Here is a 16,086-nt window from a genome sequence, read left to right as displayed (position 1 = left end):
CGCGGCGGTCAGTAGGCGCCGGCATTGTCGATCTTGAAATGATAGAGCGTCCGGGCCGAGCCGTAGCGGCGGAAATCCCTCGGGTCCGCGTCCATGCCCGCCCGCTTGAGGATGTCGGCGAGGAAGGCCAGATGCTCCGGCCGCATCTCCTTTTCCACGCAGTCGGTGCCGAGGCGGGCGACAGTGCCCCGCACGAACAGCCGCGCCTCGTAGATCGAATCGCCGAGGTCCTCGCCCGCGTCGCCCAGCACCACGAGGTTGCCCGCCTGCGCCATGAAGGCCGACATGTGTCCGACATTGCCGCCGACGACGATGTCGACGCCCTTCATCGAGATGCCGCAGCGCGCCGACGCGTTGCCCTCGATCACCACAAGGCCGCCATGGCCCGTCGCGCCCGCGGCCTGGCTCGCGTCGCCGGTGACGCGGACGGTGCCCGACATGATGTTCTCGGCCAGCCCGGTGCCCGCATTGCCGCGGATGGTGACGTCGGCGTTCTTGTTCATGCCGGCGCAGTAATAGCCGGTGTGCCCCTCGATGGTGACGGACACCGGGTGCTCCAGCCCGCAGGCGATGGCGTGGCGCCCGCCGGGGTTGACGATGGTAAACGCCCCCTCGGTCGCGGCCTGCAGCGTCTCGTTCGCCTCGCGCAGGCTGAGCGCGGACAGGTCGAGCACGCCCGTGTTGGTCATCGTCGCGGTTGTCATGCGGCGGCCCTCATCCCGTCGCGGCCCCAGCTGTAGATGGTGCCGGGCTCCGGTTCCCAGATGCGCGCGTTCTCCACCCCCGGCAGCGGCGCGATGGCGCGGAACTCGCTCGCCATGGCCACCCATTGGTCGGTCTCGGCCAGCACGGCGGGCTTGCAGGCGATGGGGTCGCGCAGCACCGCGAACCCGTCGCGGGTGCCGATGGTCAGCGTGTAGAACCCGTCGAGCCGCTTCAGCGCGGCGGCCAGCGCCTGGTCCAGCGTGTCGCCCTCGCGCATCCGCCAGGACAGGAAGGCGGCGGCCACCTCGCTGTCGTTCTCGGTCTGGAGCGTCTCGCCCCGCGCCTCGAGGAAGCTGCGCAGGAGGAAGTGGTTGGACAGCGACCCGTTGTGGACAAGGCAGGTGTCGGGCCCTGTCGAGAACGGGTGCGAGCCCGCCGTCGTCACGGCGCTTTCGGTCGCCATGCGGGTGTGGGCGATGCCGTGGGTGCCCGAGCGGCCCTCGAGGCCGAAGGTGCGCGCCACCGCCATCGGGTCGCCGATGCCCTTGAAGATCTCGATCGCCTCGCCCGAGGCCAGCACGTTCACCTGCGGGAAGGCCGCGATCAGCGTCGCCCGCGCCGTGCGCAGGTCGGAGCCAACGCGCAGCAAAGCGTGGTCCGAGATGGTCTCGACGGTGACGGGCGCGCCCGTCGCCTGCGCCAGATGCGCCGCGGCGGCGTCCCAGTCGAAGCCGGGGGCGGCAAGGCAGGACAGCGTCGGCAGGGGCGGGCCGTCACGGTAGATGGCGAAGCCCGCGCTGTCGGGGCCGCGCTCCGTCATCTCGGCCAGCATCGGCGCCATCAGCGCGCCCAGGCGCGGAAACAGCGCCTCGTCCTTCAGGAACAGCCCGACGATTCCACACATGCCCAACCCTCCGGTGCCTGCGGCGCAAGATGCGCCGGGGCCGAAGGGCTGTCAACAGGAGTGGAAATATTTTCCTGACAGGAAAATTCCGTCATTCCGGCGGCGGGGTGACGATGATCGACAGGTAGCGCGCGGGCAGCTCGGGGAAGACCTCGGGGCCATGCGGGGCGAGCGCGTCGAAGAACAGCGCATCGCCAGGCGCGAGGTCGTAGGACTGGTCGCCGTGCCGGTAGGTGACGCGGCCCGACAGCATGTAGATGAACTCGTGCCCGGGGTGCTGGAAGGTGACGTGGGGCGCGCCGCCCTCGGCGATGGTGATGAGGAACGGCTCGATCTTGGTCGCGGACCGCAGCGAATGGCCCAGCAGCTCGTAGACATGCCCCGCCTTGGTCCCCCGCCGGTCGATCCGCACCCCCTGCCCCGCCGGCACGTAGCTGCAATCGCGCCGCTCCTCGAAATCCTGGAAGAACATCGAGATCGGCACGTTCAGCGCCTGCGCCAGCGCCTTGAGCGTGCTCAGCGACGGCGAGGTCTGGCCGTTCTCGATCTTGGACAGCATCCCCACCGACAGGTCCGAGGACCGCGCGAGGTCGGCCAGCGTCACGTCCAGCCCCTGCCGCAGCGCGCGCACCTTGCGCCCGATGGCGGCCTCGAGGCGTTCACCCTCGGCCTCGCTCGGGTCGGGGGCGGCGGGTCTGGCGGTGCCGGTCATGCGGGAACCTTTCGGATGCGCGCGGGGGACGGGCCGGAGTGTAGGGGCGGCGGGGCCGCGCGGCAAACGGGGAAAGGACGACGGAAAAAAGGCCCCGCCGGCGGAGCGGCGGGGCCAGGTGCGGCCGAAGGGACAGTCGGCCTTGGGGACGCGGGATGCGGTCAGGCGATGTCGCCGGGACCGGGGGCGCGCTTGTCGCCGGTGACCATGGCGCGCGGCAGGTTCTCGTGGTGGCGGATCGAGGCCAGCACCACGCCACCCACATGCAGCACGATCAGCAGCAGCATCAGGTTGGCGAAGGTCTCGTGCAGCTCCTCCAGCCCCTCCTCGCCCATGACCCCGGCCCCCTCGCGCTCGCCATGCTCCTCGTCGCCGTCCTCGTCGGCGAAGGCGGGCGTCACGATCTGCGGCAGGGCCGGCAGCAGCGCGACGCGGTCGGGCTCGGCCATCAGCCAGCCGGTCAAGGCGGTGCCCGACAGCGTGACGAGCAGCGCCACGATCATCGCCGCCCCGGCCGGGTTGTGGCCGAGGTAACGGCGCTCGCGGCCATGGGCCATGTCGCCGAGGTAGGACAGCGTGGCGCGCGGGCCGCGCAGGAACTGGGCAAAGCGGGCGTAGCGGCTGCCCACGAGGCCCCAGACGACGCGGAACGCGACCAGCGCGGCGACGGCATAGCCGGCGACCTCGTGCAGCGGCTGCATCTCCTCGGCGCTGACCCACGCGACGGCGAAGGCGGCCACGAGACCCCAGTGGAACACCCGCACCAGCGGGTCCCAGACCCGGATGGTGGCGGCGGGGGCGGCCGCGGGGTCGGCCATCGTGTCAGTCATCGGCGCGCTCCCCCTTGTCGCTGCGGGGGCGGTCCTCGCCGTCCTCGTACTCCAGCTCGATCAGGGCCAGCGTGGCGGGGTGCAGCGTGACCTCGATGCGGCGCCCGTCGGCGTCGCGGCCCTCGATCTCGTAGCAGCCGTCGTCGACCTCGAGATCGTCCACCTGCCAGCCGTTGGTCCCGGCCAGCGCCAGCACCGCCTCGCGCGGTTGCCAGTCGGCCATCGGCACGCGACAGTCGTCGTCATCGGCCAGCGCCATCCCGGCGGGCAGGATCAGAAGGGCCGTCAGAATTGCAAGGGTGGGTCGCATCGTCCAAACTCCGTGTCATGGCAAGCTCGGGGACAGGGATGCACCGCCAGCCTGACGGGAGCCTGAAGCCCGACGGGAAACCGCGTCAGCCTCGCGTCAGGCCGGCCCCCTACCAAGGCCGGGGACAAGACCACCGGGACGACCCGCCATGCGCATCCTGCTGATCGAGGACGACACCACGCTGGGCACCGCCGTGCGCGACCAGATCGCGGGCGACGGCCAGTCGGTGGACTGGGTCACGCGGCTGGACGCGGCGGGCGACGCGATCCGGGGCGCGGCCTATGACCTCGTGCTGCTGGACCTGATGCTGCCCGACGGGCGCGGGATCGGCTTTCTCAAGGCGCTCAGGGCGCGGGGCGACGTGACGCCCGTCATCATCCTGACCGCGCTCGACCAGGTGTCGGACCGGATCGAGGGGCTGAACGCGGGCGCCGACGACTACCTGGTCAAGCCCTTCGACCTGGCCGAGCTGTCGGCGCGGATCGGGTCGGTCGCGCGGCGCTACAGCGGCAACCCCAACCCCATCGTCCGCCACGGCGCGCTCGAGATCGACCTCGCCGCCCGCAGCCTCCGCCGCGACGGCCGGCCCGTGACCCTGACCGCGCGCGAATGGGCGCTGTTCGAGACGCTGCTGGCGCGGCCCGGGCAACTGCTGTCCAAGGCGCAGCTGGAGGACAAGCTCTATGCCTTCGACGCCGAGGTCGAGAGCAACACCATCGAGGTCCATGTCAGCCGGCTGCGCAAGAAGCTGGGTGCCGCGGTGATCGAGACGGTGCGCGGCATGGGCTACCGGCTGGGGCCGCCATGATCCGGCCGCCCCGCAGCCTGATGGCTCGGCTGGCGCTGTCGGTCGGCGTGTTGCTGACGGTGCTGTGGGCCACGGCGGCCACGCTGACGGGCGTGGTGCTGCGGCACGAGATGGACGAGGTGTTCGACTCGGCCCTGCAGGAAACAGCACAGCGCCTTCTGCCGCTGGCCGTGGTCGACGTGGTCGACCGCGGGACGGACGCCGCGACCCAGCGCATCGGCGCGGTGCGCGAGCATGACGAGGTCCTGACCTATGTCGTGCGCGACGCCACCGGGCGGGTGCTCCTGCAATCGCACAACGCCGACCCGGGCGTATTCCCGCCCTATGACGGGCCGGGGTTCCGTCAGACCGACACCCACCGGCTCTACAACGACGACGCGGTGCAGGGCACGGTGCGGATCACGGTAGCCGAACCGCTGGCGCACCGGGCCGAGGTCGCGCGCGAGATCCAGGCGGGGCTGGGCCTGCCGGTGCTGGTCTTCGTGCCGGTGGCGCTGATCGCCATCTGGGTGGCGGTGCGGGGCAGCCTCGGGCCGCTGCGGCGGTTCCGCGAGCGGCTGGCGGCCCGCGGCGCGCGCGACCTGTCGCCGGTGCCCGCCGAGGACATCCCGGCCGAGATCGCGCCGCTGGTCGCCACGCTGAACGCCCTGCTCGACCGCCTGCGCGCGGCCTTCGACGCCGAGCGCAGCTTTGCCGCCCATGCCGCGCACGAGCTGCGGACGCCGCTGGCCGGTGCCATCGCGCAGGCCCAGCGCCTGCAGGCCGAGACCGCCGACCCCGGCGCCCGCGCCCGCGCCGCCGAGATCGAGGCGACGCTGAAGCGGCTGACGCGGCTGTCGGAACGGCTGATGCAGCTGGCCCGGGCCGAAGGCGGGCGGCTCCGGCTCGACCGGGGCGCCGACCTGCGCCCGGTGGCGCGGCTGGTGGTCGAGGACATCGCCCGCAGTCTGCCGCCGGGCCGGGTGGCGCTGCAGCTGCCCGACGCGCCGGTCCTGTCCGACCTCGACCCCGACATCTTCGGCATCCTGTGCCGGAACCTTGTCGACAACGCGCTGCGCCATGGCGACGGGGCCCTGCCGGTGGAGGTCAGCCTTGCCGCCGACGGGCGCTTTTCCGTGGCCAACGCGGGGCCGGTGGTGCCGCCCGAGGCGCTGGCGCGGATCACCGCCCGCTTCGAGCGCGCCGGCAGTAGCGCCGAGGGCAGCGGCCTCGGCCTCGCCATCGTGGCCGCCATCGCGGACCGGACCGGCAGCGCCCTGACGCTGACCTCGCCGCGGCCGGGCCACGCATACGGGTTCGAGGCGTCGCTGCGCCTGCCGACGCCCGGCCGCTCGGCGGGCTAGGCTCAGGCCGCGCCCACGCGCTCCAGCGTGGCGCCCAGCGCCCGCATCAGCGGCTCGAACACCGGGAAGGAGGTGGCGATCGGCCCCGCGTCATCCACCGAGATCGGCTGCTGTGCGGCAAGCCCCGCGCAGAGGAACGACATCGCGATGCGGTGATCCAGCCGCGCCCGCGCGGTGATCCCGCCCGCCACGCCGCCGGCGCCCCGGCCATGGACGATCCACCAGTCGGGGCCGTCCTCGACCTCGACGCCCGCCGCGCGCAGCCCCTCGGCCATCGCGTCGATCCGGTCGCTTTCCTTCACCCGCAGTTCCTTGACCCCGCGCATGACGGTGGCGCCGGTGGCGTTGGCCGCGACGATGGAGAGGATCGGGTATTCGTCGATCATGCTCGCCGCCCGCTCCGGCGGCACCTCGATGCCCTGCATGTCGGGCGAGTAGCGGGCGCGCAGGTCGGCCACGGGCTCGCCCCCCTCCTCGCGCAGGTTCTCGTAGGTCAGGTCGGCACCCATGTGGCGCAGCGTCTCGAACAGGCCGGCGCGGGTGGGGTTGAGGCCGATGTTCGGCACCAGCACGTCCGACCCCTCGACGATCAGCGCGGCGCAGACCGGGAAGGCGGCGGAACTGGGATCGCGCGGCACCACGATGGTCTGGGGCTTGAGCTCCGGCTGGCCGGTCAGGGTGATGACGCGGCCCTCGGGCGTGACCTCGGTGGAAATCTCGGCGCCGAAGCCCGCCAGCATCCGCTCGGTGTGGTCGCGCGTCGCCTCGGCCTCGATCACCACGGTCTGGCCGGGGGCGTTGAGGCCCGCAAGCAGCACGGCGGATTTCACCTGCGCCGACGGCACCGGGGTCTTGTAGCGCACCGGCAGCGGCTCGGCCGCGCCGGTGATGGTCATGGGCAACCGCCCGCCCCGGCGTCCCACGGCCGAGGCGCCGAACAGCGCCAGGGGGTCGGTCACCCGCGCCATCGGCCGCGACCGGAGCGAGGCGTCGCCGGTGAAGGTCGCCGTGATCGGCGTGGTCGCCATGGTCCCCATGATCAGCCGCACGCCGGTGCCGGAATTGCCGCAGTCGATCACGTCCTCAGGCTCGGCGAAGCCGCCGACGCCGACGCCATGCACCCGCCAGACGCCGTGCTCGTCGCGCGTCACCTCGGCCCCGAAGGCGCGCATCGCCTTCGCGGTGTCGAGCACGTCCTGCCCTTCCAGAAGGCCGGTGATGACCGTCTCGCCCACCGACAGCGCGCCGAGGATGAGGGAGCGGTGCGAGATCGACTTGTCGCCCGGCACCTCGGCCACGCCGGTCAGGGCCGCGCCCCTGCGGGCGGTCATCGGAACGGGGTCGCCATGGCCGGACATGCTTGCCTCTCCTCGCTGTCTGCCCGCGCCTGATAGACGGGCGCGGGGAGGCCGTAAACTCCCCCCGTCGCCGGTCAGGCGGGGGCGAGGCGCCGCATCCGGGGCAGCAGGATCAGCGGGATCATCAGGATCATCGCCGCCCCGATACCAAAGGCCGCGCGCAGGCCGAAGGCGTCGGACAGGAACCCCATCGCCGGCGGGCCGACGAAAAAGCCCAGATACCCGATCATCGCGGCACGGGACACGGCCAGCGTCCGCGCCTCGGGCCGCGCCGTCTGGCCGGCCAGCGCCAGCGCCATCGGGCCCACGACCGACACGCCGAGCCCGAGGCAGGCAAAGCCAAGATAGGCCACGGCCGGCGTGGGCGCCGCGGCGGCCGCCATCAGCCCCGAGGCGGCCAGGAGGGCCGCCCAGCGCAGCACCGTGGGCTCCGTCCCGCGAAAGGTGACGAGGTGGCCCGCAAGCCGCCCCAACGCCATCGTCAGGCCCAGCATGGCCGGCCCCAGCGCCCCCTCGGCCGCGCCACCACCCAGCGTGCGTTCGATGTGGAGCGCCGACCACCCCTCGGTCGCGTTCTCGGCGAAGAAGCCGATCAGCGTCACCAGCCCCGCGCACCAGACATAGGGGGTGATCCGCCCGCGGCTCTCCTGAGTCGGGGCCTCCGTGCCGTCGGGCGCGTCGCCGGCGCGGGTGAGGCCCGCGGTGATCAGGATGCCCGCGCCCACCACGGCGAACCACGGCCAGGGCCCGAGCCCCGCCTCGCGCGCCAGCCCCGTGGCGAAGGCCGCGCCGGCGTAGGACAGCGAGTAGAGGCCGTGGTTGAGGTTCATCAGCGACAGCGCATGCCGCGCCTCGAGCCGGGAAACGCGGGCGTTGGCGAGGATGTCGTACATGCCGGTCGTCATGCCGATGGCGAGCATCCCCAGCACGAAGGGCAGGAGGCTGGCGGCAAGGCCGAAGGGCAGGACGGCGGCGGCCATGGCGAGCCCCGCGACGGTCAGGCCCAGACGCGGCAGGGCGGCGTCGACCCGCGGCGCGAGCCACATCGACAGGAGCGCGCCGGAGGAGGACGCGAGGAGGACGAGGCCGAGGGTCGCGTCGTCGACAGCCAGCCGCGCCTTCAGGTCGGGCAGCATGGCCGCGAAGCTGCCCCAGAACAGGCCCACGCCCGCGAAGGCGGCCGCGGGCGCGCGGGACAGGCGGAGGTCGGCAAGGAGGCGCATGGCGGTGCGGTAGCCTGCGGGCGGGCGGACGGCAAGCGGGTGCTTGGGGGGCCGTGGGCGAAACGGCGCACGGGCCGCGGCATGGTGAACGTCGCCTTGCCGGGCGGGCTGCCAATTAACGGTTTCTTAACGCTTTTCCCGACAAATCCGGGGTCGGGCGGCGTTGAGATATTGGTGCAGACGCGTTTCGCTGCCGGTTTGGGGGACAGCCATGGCCGACTTCTCGTTTACCAGCATGATCATGTTCCAAGGGAGCATCGGGGCCGGACCGAACTTTCAATGGACGTCGCGCATGGAAATTGCGAATACCGGCACGGTATTCGACCTGGCGGGAACCGGCGCCGGCCTGCTCTCCGACAATGACACGTTTACCGGCTCTACGTTTCTGACCGGTGGCACCTTCACCGGACACTACGTCCGGATCGTCCATGAAGGGACACCGTACAACCTCGGCATATTCACTACCAACAATAGTACATGGGATTACTGCATCCCCTTCAACCCGGCGCTTCTGCCGTTCACCCTCGTCAACCAGATCCCCGCAACGAGCAACGGCAGCTTTGCGCTCTACTCGAGCGGCCCGATCACGGCCGCCAACTGCTTCCTCACCGGCACCCGCATCGCCACCCCCCAGGGCGAGCGCCCCATCGAGACGCTGGCCGAGGGCGATCTCGTCCTCACCGCCGACGGGCGCACCACGCCCGTGCTCTGGGTCTGGCGGCAGGAGATCACCAACATCTTCGGCCTCGGCGAGATGCGGACGCCCGTCCGGGTCGCGGCCCATGCGCTCGGGCCCGGATGCCCCGCCCGCGACCTGATCGTCACCGCCGACCACGCCCTGCTGGTCGACGGCTTCCTGATCAACGCGGGCGCGCTGGTGAACGGGACCACGATCCATCCCGTGCCGCTGGCGAAGATGCCCGCGACCTTCACCTACTGGCACGTCGAGACCGAGGCGCACGAGGCGGTCCTGGCCGAGAACTGCCCGGCCGAGACCTTCATCGACTACGCCCCGCGCGACGGCTTCGACAATTACGACGCCTACCTGGCCCGCTACGGCGAGGAGCGGATCATCACCGAGATGGACGTGCCCCGCATTTCCACCCAGCGGCTCTTGCTGCCCTCACTCCGGCAGCGGCTGGGGATCGGCCGCGCGGCCTGATTCCACCTTTACAAACCGGCCATCCTGCCCTATCCGGCGCGCTTCAACCGGGGCCCGACACCCTTGGAGGCGGCCCCTCTCAGATATGGAGAACAGCAATGGCTGGTGAGATTCCCGATCTTATCGCCGAGGCACGCGCGGGGACAGGCAAGGGGGCCGCCCGCCAAGCTCGCCGTGACGGCAAGGTGCCCGGTATCGTGTATGGTGGCGGCAAGGACCCGCTGGCCATCCAGATCCCCTTCAACGTGCTCCTCAAGCAGCTCAAGCAGGGCCGTTTCCTGTCGACCCTCTTCAACCTGAAGGTCGAAGGCCAGGAAGATGTGCGCGTGATCTGCCGCGGCGTGCAGCGCGACGTGGTCAAGGACCTGCCGACCCACGTCGACCTGATGCGCCTGCGCCGCACCTCGAAGGTGGCGCTGTTCATCCCCGTCGAGTTCGTGAACCACGAAGCCTCGCCGGGCCTGAAGCGCGGCGGCGTGCTGACCGTGGTCCGCCCCGAGGTGGAACTGGTGGTGACCGCGGGCGACATCCCCGATCACATCACCGTCGACCTGGCCGGCCGTGCCATCGGCGACGTGATCCACATCTCGGACGTGACCCTGCCCGAGGGCGCCAAGCCGACCATCGACCGCGACTTCGTGATCGCCAACATCTCGGCCCCGTCGGGGCTGGTGTCGGCCGAAGCCGCCGAGGCCGCCGACGAGGAGTGATCCTCCACGACCGCCGACCCTTTCGGAACGCCGCCCCCCGGGGCGGCGTTTTCCGTTCCGGGGCCGGGGGTTTTCCCCCCTTCGCGCGCGGCCGGCGCCGGCCTAGACTGCGGACCGGAGACGACGGCAGGGACGAGAGATGGGCAGCGTGACACGCCGGGGCGTGGTTCTGGGCGGCACCGCCATGGCGGGGGCCGTGCTGGGCCATGGCTGGGCGCCGGGCCTATCGCAGCGGGCGGGCGTGCCGCGGATCGACGTTCCGACCGACCCGCTGATCCTGAACGACGCCAGCGGGCTGTCGGCGACGCCCATCCACAGCCATGTCCGCCCCGCCGCCCATGGCGACGCGCTGGTCGCGGCGTTCCGGGCCGAGCTTGCCGCGGCGCGCGCCGAGGGGCGGGCGGTCAACGTGGGCGCGGCGCGGCATTCCATGGGCGGGCAGGCGATCCCGCGGGGCGGCCACGCGATCACGGTCGACGACGGCTGGCTGGAGGCCGACACCGCCGCCGGCACCTACCGGGTGAACGGCGGCGCGCGCTGGCGCGACGTGATCGCGGCGCTGGACCCGCTGGGGTTCTCGCCCGCCGTGATGCAGTCGAACCACGATTTCGGCGTGGCCGCGACCTTCAGCGTCGGCGCCCATGGCTGGCCCGTGCCCTACGGCCCGATGGGGGCGACGGTGCGGTCGCTGCGCATGGTGCTGCCCGACGGCGAGCTGGTGACGGCGTCGCGCAGCGAGAACGCGGAGCTGTTCGCCCTCGCCACGGGGGGCTACGGGCTGATCGGGCTGATCGTGGACCTGGAGGTCGAGATGGTGCCGAACCAGCGCCTCGCCCCGTCCTTCGCCCGGATGGCGGCGGCCGACTTCCCCGCCGCCTTCGCCGCCGCGGTGGCCGACCCGGGCACGCCCATGGCCTATGGCCGGCTGAACGTCGATCGTGCGGGGCTGTTCGAGGAGGCGCTGCTGGCGACCTACGCCCCCACGCCCGACCAGTCGGACCTGCCGCCCGCGACGGGGTCGGGGCTGGTGTCGCACCTCGCCTCCACCCTCTACCGCGGGCAGGTGGGGCGAGAGGGGATGAAGCGGCTGCGCTGGTGGATCGAGGCCGGGCTCGGGCCCCGCATCGCCGGCGAGGCCACGCGCAATTCCCTGATGAACGAACCGGTCGCCACGCTGGATGACCGCGACCCGGGCCGGGTGGACATCCTGCACGAATACTTCGTGCCCTACGACGCCTTCGACGGGTTCTTGGCGGCCTGCCGCGAGGTGATCCCCGACGCCTTCGTCGAATTCCTGAACGTCACGCTGCGCCATGTCGAGGCCGACCGCGACAGCCTCCTCGCCCATTCCCCCGGCCCCCGGATCGCCGCCGTGATGTCCTTCACGCAGGAGATGACGGCGCGGGCCGAGGCCGACCACCAGCGCCTGACCCGCGCGCTGATCGACCGGGTGGTGGCGCTCGGGGGCAGCTACTACCTGCCCTACCGCCCGCACGCGACGGTCGCGCAGTTCACCGCCGCCTACCCCCGCGCGGCCGAGTTCGCCGCGGCGAAACGGGCGCTCGACCCGAGCCTGACGTTGCGCAACGCGCTCTGGGACGGATACATGGAGGGGCTATGAGCCTCGAACGCCGCCTCTGCCTCGTCTACGCCGCGATCCTGCTGGCGGTCGCCGCGATCAACTACATCCCCGGCCTGACCGACGACAGCGGGCTGGCCTTCGGCATCTTCGCGCTGGATCCCTTCGACGACGCGCTGCACCTCGCGTCCGCGATCTGGGCCTTTCTTGCCGGGCTGATCGCGAACCGGCCGGCGCGCATCTTCCTGCTGATCTTCGGGGCGGCCTACCTCGGCGACGGGATCTTCGGGCTGTTCACCGGCTGGGGCTTTCTCGACTTCGCGATCTTCACCAACCCGTCGCTCGGGCCGAGCTTCGCCTTCCCCCGCATCGCGGCCAACCTGCCGCACATCGGGTTGGGCGCCATCGCGCTGGCCGCCGGCGTCTGGACGACGCGGCGGCCATGAGGCGGCTGCTGCGGCGGGGGCTGCTCCTCGCGCTGGCGCTCGTCGCGCTGCTGGCAAGCCCGGTGGTCTATGTCGAGACCATGTGCCGGGGCGACGCGGTGCCGGCGCCGGCCCTGCCCCTGTCAGCGGAGACGCGCCCCGAGGTCCGCACCCTCCTGACCTATCCCGAGTGGCACATCGTCCATGCCTACGACGACTACGCCGAGGTGATCCGCACCGGCGACCCGCAGGACTACGGCTTCACCCGCGCGGTCACCGGCTACTGGGGCGCGCTCTGCACGCTCACGCGGGAAAGCGCGGCACTGGGCGAGATCGACACCGCGACGCGGCAACTGGTCCACGTCATCGGCGTATCCTTCACCGTCGAGATGGCGATGAAGGCGCTTTACGAGGAAACGCTGGGGCGGCTGGCGACGCTGGTCCGGGGCGAGACCCGCGCGCCGCTCGACGACCTGTCGGCCGCGCAGGCCGCCACCTACGCGCGGTTCCTGCAGCAGGTGCCATGGTACCGCTACGATTTCCGTGCCGACGCCGCCGCGCTCCGGGCCGCGGCGACGGACGCCTTCCGCGACCGCGAGCGGGCCTTCGCGCTGGGGCTGGAGCACCGGGCGCGGGCCGCCTACGCGGGCGTGATCGCAGGCGCAGTGGCGGCCACGGGGGCCGACGACCTGACGCTGCAGATGGTGGTCGCGGGCCTGCCGCCCGAGGCGCTGGAGGCGGTGGAGGGCGTCACCGTGCTCAGGCCCGTGGAGGACGGCTGGGAGGTCGAGACGCCGCGCTACCGGGCGCTGACCGTCCTTCTCGCCGGCTGGGCCGAAGCGGGCGCTACGTTCCGCGACATGGCCGGCAACGACCGCATCCTGTTCACCGCGATCTCGGACGCGCCCGAGGCCGAAGGGGCGCTCCTGAGCCTGCCGCGGCAGGGCTACGGCGATACGCGGCACCTGTTCCTCGTCGATGTGCCCGAACTGGCCGAACGGCTCCGGGGTCTCGCCGCGGCGGGGCTGAGGCTCGAACATGTCCACGACTACTGACCGCGCGCCGATCCTGCGGCGGATCCTGCTCGCCCTGCCGCTGGTGGCGGTGGGCTGGATCGGCACGCTCGCCCTTGTCCTCCGCCTCGGCGGCGAGGCGCCGGGCGTCTTCGTGCCCTTCCCGCCCGCCGACCTGCTGGCGCGGCTGCCCGGCGACATCGCCGTCACCGGCTCCTCCCCCGTCTCGGTCACGCTGGCGGGCGCGGGCCCCGGCCTTGTCGCCGCGGTCTACGGGGCGGGCGCGTGGCTGGTGCTGCCCGCGGGGCTAGAGGCCTGCATCCCGGGCTTCCTGCGCGAGACGCCACCCTAATCCGCGCCCTCGCCCTCGCCCTCGGGCGCGTCGGCCGCGCCCCAGACCTTGCGGAACCCGAGGATCTTGCCCCGCGAGGTGACGGGGTCGTAGGTCATGTCCATAGCCGACATGAAATCCACGATCCGCTTGATGGTGCGGGGGGGATACTTCTTGGGGTGGATCTCCATCACGCAGAACCGCAGCGGGCATTTCCACGGGCGGCCGAACATGTCGGCCTCGGCGCCCTCCACGTCCATCAGCACGACATGGGGCTTGTGCGCCCGGATCAGGTCGTGGACCGACACCAGCGGCACCTCGACCGCGCGGCCCTTCCCGTCGAGGCTGGAGCCGGTAAAGCCCTCGGACACGACGAAGCGGGCCGTCGCGCCCTCCTCCACCGGGCCGGTGGCCGCGCCGTGCACCAGCGACACGCCCGACAGGCCATTCCGCGCCAAGTTCGCCTCGATCACCGGCAGGAGGTCGGGGTTCGCCTCGACCGCCAGCACGTTGGCGGGGTCCGTCCGCTGGGCGCAGAGCGCGGTGACGTAGCCGACCCCGGCGCCCAGCTCCAGCACGCGGAACCCCTCGCGCACGCAGCGGTCGGCGGCGCGGGCCTCGTCGGCCTCGTAGGTGCCGTCGGCCAGCTTGCCGAGGATCGCGGGGGTGGCCAGCCCTTGGGGCAGGCTCAGGCGGACGCCGTTCAGGCGGAACTCGGGCACGGGCTGGGCCTCGGGCGGACTGGGTCTTGGCTGCATCATGGGGCCGGGACTGGCCCATGACCATGGCAAATCGAGGGCATCAGCCCGACGGCGTCACGCCCAGATCGTCGTCGGACAGCCGGATCAGCGTCTTGCCCGCCGACATGGCGCCGGCGTAGGCGGCGATGCCCTCGCCCGCCGCGTCCAGCGGCACGATGCGGGCCACCTCGGAGACCGCGAAGCCGCCCTTCAGCGCCTGCACCGCCGCGCGCGCATGCCACAGGAGCACCGGCAGCGGCTTGCGCGGCAGCCATTTCGACAGCCAGAAGCCGCGCACCGTGACCTCGCGAAAGATCATTGTGCCGGGGTGGAGCTGGATCGCGGATTGATCGAGCGCGCCGTAGACGAGGATCTCGGACTGCGGGCGCAGCGCCTCGGCCAGCCGATAGGTCATCGCGCCGCCCACGGCGTCGAAGGCCATCCGGCAGCGCAGGTCGCGGCAGAGCTGCGCGAGGGCCTCGTCGAAATCGGGGGCGTCGGTGGCGAGCGCGTGGCGCACGCCGTCCGCGCGCATCGCCTCGGCCTGCGCCGTGCGGCGCACCACGTTGATGACGGTGACGCCGGTCTCCTTCGCCCGCGCCCGGATCATCCGGCCAAGCTGTCCGCCCGCGCCGGTGGAGACCACGGCCCGGTGCCCGCCCCTCCGCGCGATCGACAAAAGCGCGATCGCCGTCAGCGGGTTGACCGCCGACATGGCCCCCGCGCCCAGCGACACACCCGCCGGCAACGGCATGGCGCGCGACGCCTCGACCACGGCATACTCCGCCCACATGCCCCCCGTGCCGGTCGCCAGCGCCACGCGCCTGCCCCTCAGCCAGCGCCCCATCAGCCCCGGCCCCGCGGCCACCACCGTCCCCGAGCCCTCCAGCCCCGGCACGAAGGGATAGGCCGCCCCGATCCCGTATTCCCCCTTGACCGTCATCAGGTCCGACGGGTTCACCGGCGAGGCCGCCATCCGCACCAGCACCTGCCCCGGCCCGACGCGGGGCACCGGCACCTCCTGCAGCTCCAGCCGGTCGCGGCCCGTCAGCATCAGCGCGCGCATCGTGGTGGGCGTGTCGGTCATGGCATCCTCCCCTGCTGCCCGACCCTGCCACGCCGCCTTGGCGCTTGGCAAACGCGGCCTCGGCTGGCACAACCCGCCCCGCGGACAGCCAAGGGGCAGCGGCCATGCATCTCTGGGTCGGACTGGGCAATCCCGGTGCGAAATACGCCGGCAACCGGCACAACATCGGCTGGATGGCCGTGGACCGGATCGCCGCCGATCACGGCTTCTCGCCCTGGCGGTCGAAGTTTCAGGGCAGCGTCTGCGAGGGCACGCTGGCGGGCGGCAAGGTGATCCTGCTCAAGCCCGAGACCTTCATGAACCTGTCCGGCCAGTCGGTGGGCGAGGCGATGCGGTTCTACAAGATGGCGCCGGTCGAGGTGACCGTGTTCCACGACGAGCTCGACCTTGCCCCCGGCAAGTGCCGGCTCAAGACCGGCGGCGGCCATGCCGGGCACAACGGCCTGCGCTCGATCCACCAGCACATCGGCGAGGCCTACCACCGGGTGCGTCTGGGCATCGGGCATCCCGGCCACAAGGACCGGGTGGCGGGCTACGTCCTGTCGGATTTCGCCAAGGCGGACGCGGAGTGGCTCGACGACCTCCTGCGCGGCATCTCCGACGGCGCCCCGGCGCTGGCCAGGGGCGACGGCGCGAAGTTCCTGAACGCGGTCTCGCTCCGCACCGCGCCGCCCCGGTCCTCGACGACCCGCCCCACCGAGGAGGGGGCCAAGGCCCCCGACGAGGCGCCCGCCCCCGACGACCGCACCCCGATGCAGCGGCTGATGGACAAGTTCCGCTGATCCTGCGGCGTCTTGCGGCGCCCGCGCGGCGGTGCTTTGCTGGCGCGAAACCGGGAGATACCCC

At 72.2% G+C, this 16,086-nt stretch carries 18 protein-coding genes; 9 read left to right on the top strand and 9 right to left on the bottom strand.

Going from position 1 to position 16,086, the window contains the following annotated elements; all coding sequences use genetic code 11:
• Nucleotides 1-8 precede the first annotated feature (8 nt).
• From HCU73_RS05620 to HCU73_RS05600, 5 genes are all read right to left on the bottom strand, one after another.
• On the bottom strand, nucleotides 9-704 hold the full coding sequence (locus HCU73_RS05620) for a GltB/FmdC/FwdC-like GXGXG domain-containing protein (protein ID WP_168622457.1): 696 nt from the start codon (nucleotides 702-704) through the stop codon (nucleotides 9-11).
• On the bottom strand, nucleotides 701-1,609 hold the full coding sequence (locus HCU73_RS05615; protein ID WP_168622456.1) for a class II glutamine amidotransferase: 909 nt from the start codon (nucleotides 1,607-1,609) through the stop codon (nucleotides 701-703). Before HCU73_RS05615 ends, HCU73_RS05620 begins: the two co-directional genes overlap by 4 nt.
• A 91-nt stretch (nucleotides 1,610-1,700) precedes the next feature.
• Nucleotides 1,701-2,321 (bottom strand): helix-turn-helix domain-containing protein, encoded by a 621-nt coding sequence (locus tag HCU73_RS05610; protein ID WP_168622455.1) that lies wholly within the window; start codon nucleotides 2,319-2,321, stop codon nucleotides 1,701-1,703.
• Nucleotides 2,322-2,482: 161 nt separating this feature from the next.
• Nucleotides 2,483-3,151 (bottom strand): cytochrome b/b6 domain-containing protein, encoded by a 669-nt coding sequence (locus HCU73_RS05605; RefSeq protein ID WP_239025464.1) that lies wholly within the window; start codon nucleotides 3,149-3,151, stop codon nucleotides 2,483-2,485.
• Complete coding sequence (locus tag HCU73_RS05600) at nucleotides 3,144-3,461, bottom strand: PepSY domain-containing protein (RefSeq protein WP_168622454.1); 318 nt, start codon at nucleotides 3,459-3,461, stop codon at nucleotides 3,144-3,146. The genes HCU73_RS05605 and HCU73_RS05600 overlap by 8 nt, the downstream gene beginning before the upstream one ends.
• Nucleotides 3,462-3,609: 148 nt before the next feature.
• On the opposite strand from HCU73_RS05600, the gene HCU73_RS05595 reads away from it, so the two are divergent.
• Both HCU73_RS05595 and HCU73_RS05590 read left to right on the top strand, forming a co-directional pair.
• Nucleotides 3,610-4,269 (top strand): response regulator transcription factor, encoded by a 660-nt coding sequence (locus tag HCU73_RS05595; RefSeq protein ID WP_168622453.1) that lies wholly within the window; start codon nucleotides 3,610-3,612, stop codon nucleotides 4,267-4,269.
• The gene (locus tag HCU73_RS05590; RefSeq protein WP_168623224.1) at nucleotides 4,269-5,612 is read left to right on the top strand and encodes an ATP-binding protein; all 1,344 of its coding nucleotides are present in this window, start codon (nucleotides 4,269-4,271) and stop codon (nucleotides 5,610-5,612) included. The genes HCU73_RS05595 and HCU73_RS05590 overlap by 1 nt, the downstream gene beginning before the upstream one ends.
• Before the next feature lie 2 nt (nucleotides 5,613-5,614).
• On the opposite strand, the gene aroA is transcribed toward HCU73_RS05590, so the two are convergent.
• Both aroA and HCU73_RS05580 read right to left on the bottom strand, forming a co-directional pair.
• Nucleotides 5,615-6,970: a 3-phosphoshikimate 1-carboxyvinyltransferase gene (gene aroA, locus HCU73_RS05585; protein ID WP_168622452.1), complete on the bottom strand. Its 1,356-nt coding sequence runs from the start codon at nucleotides 6,968-6,970 to the stop codon at nucleotides 5,615-5,617.
• Between the two features lie 74 nt (nucleotides 6,971-7,044).
• A complete protein-coding gene (locus HCU73_RS05580) occupies nucleotides 7,045-8,193 on the bottom strand; it encodes an MFS transporter (protein ID WP_168622451.1) in 1,149 nt (382 codons plus the stop codon).
• Nucleotides 8,194-8,485: 292 nt separating this feature from the next.
• On the opposite strand from HCU73_RS05580, the gene HCU73_RS05575 reads away from it, so the two are divergent.
• The 6 genes from HCU73_RS05575 (at nucleotide 8,486) to HCU73_RS05550 (ending at nucleotide 13,434) form a co-directional block, all read left to right on the top strand.
• Nucleotides 8,486-9,355 (top strand): Hint domain-containing protein, encoded by an 870-nt coding sequence (locus tag HCU73_RS05575; RefSeq protein WP_168622450.1) that lies wholly within the window; start codon nucleotides 8,486-8,488, stop codon nucleotides 9,353-9,355.
• A gap of 98 nt (nucleotides 9,356-9,453) precedes the next feature.
• A complete protein-coding gene (locus tag HCU73_RS05570) occupies nucleotides 9,454-10,065 on the top strand; it encodes a 50S ribosomal protein L25/general stress protein Ctc (RefSeq protein ID WP_168622449.1) in 612 nt (203 codons plus the stop codon).
• Between the two features lie 139 nt (nucleotides 10,066-10,204).
• Nucleotides 10,205-11,686 carry an FAD-binding oxidoreductase gene (locus HCU73_RS05565; protein WP_168622448.1) on the top strand — a complete coding sequence of 494 codons (1,482 nt, stop codon included), beginning with the start codon at nucleotides 10,205-10,207 and terminating at the stop codon, nucleotides 11,684-11,686.
• The gene (locus HCU73_RS05560; protein ID WP_168622447.1) at nucleotides 11,683-12,090 is read left to right on the top strand and encodes a hypothetical protein; all 408 of its coding nucleotides are present in this window, start codon (nucleotides 11,683-11,685) and stop codon (nucleotides 12,088-12,090) included. Before HCU73_RS05565 ends, HCU73_RS05560 begins: the two co-directional genes overlap by 4 nt.
• The gene (locus HCU73_RS05555; RefSeq protein WP_168622446.1) at nucleotides 12,087-13,124 is read left to right on the top strand and encodes a hypothetical protein; all 1,038 of its coding nucleotides are present in this window, start codon (nucleotides 12,087-12,089) and stop codon (nucleotides 13,122-13,124) included. The genes HCU73_RS05560 and HCU73_RS05555 overlap by 4 nt, the downstream gene beginning before the upstream one ends.
• A complete protein-coding gene (locus tag HCU73_RS05550; protein ID WP_168622445.1) occupies nucleotides 13,108-13,434 on the top strand; it encodes a hypothetical protein in 327 nt (108 codons plus the stop codon). The genes HCU73_RS05555 and HCU73_RS05550 overlap by 17 nt, the downstream gene beginning before the upstream one ends.
• On the opposite strand, the gene HCU73_RS05545 is transcribed toward HCU73_RS05550, so the two are convergent.
• Complete coding sequence (locus HCU73_RS05545) at nucleotides 13,431-14,135, bottom strand: FkbM family methyltransferase (RefSeq protein ID WP_210730521.1); 705 nt, start codon at nucleotides 14,133-14,135, stop codon at nucleotides 13,431-13,433. The genes HCU73_RS05550 and HCU73_RS05545 overlap by 4 nt on opposite strands.
• A 79-nt stretch (nucleotides 14,136-14,214) precedes the next feature.
• Nucleotides 14,215-15,240, bottom strand: a complete 1,026-nt coding sequence (locus HCU73_RS05540; RefSeq protein ID WP_168622443.1) for an alcohol dehydrogenase catalytic domain-containing protein — start codon at nucleotides 15,238-15,240, stop codon at nucleotides 14,215-14,217.
• A gap of 104 nt (nucleotides 15,241-15,344) precedes the next feature.
• On the opposite strand from HCU73_RS05540, the gene pth reads away from it, so the two are divergent.
• Entirely contained in the window at nucleotides 15,345-16,022 is a 678-nt protein-coding gene (pth, locus tag HCU73_RS05535; protein WP_168622442.1) for an aminoacyl-tRNA hydrolase, read from the top strand.
• Nucleotides 16,023-16,086 lie beyond the last annotated feature (64 nt).

Source organism: Roseicyclus persicicus, from assembly GCF_012395815.1.
Lineage (GTDB): Bacteria > Pseudomonadota > Alphaproteobacteria > Rhodobacterales > Rhodobacteraceae > Roseicyclus > Roseicyclus persicicus.
The sequence above is the reverse complement of the archived record's forward strand: the minus strand, read 5'-3'. Positions and strand labels throughout refer to the sequence as shown.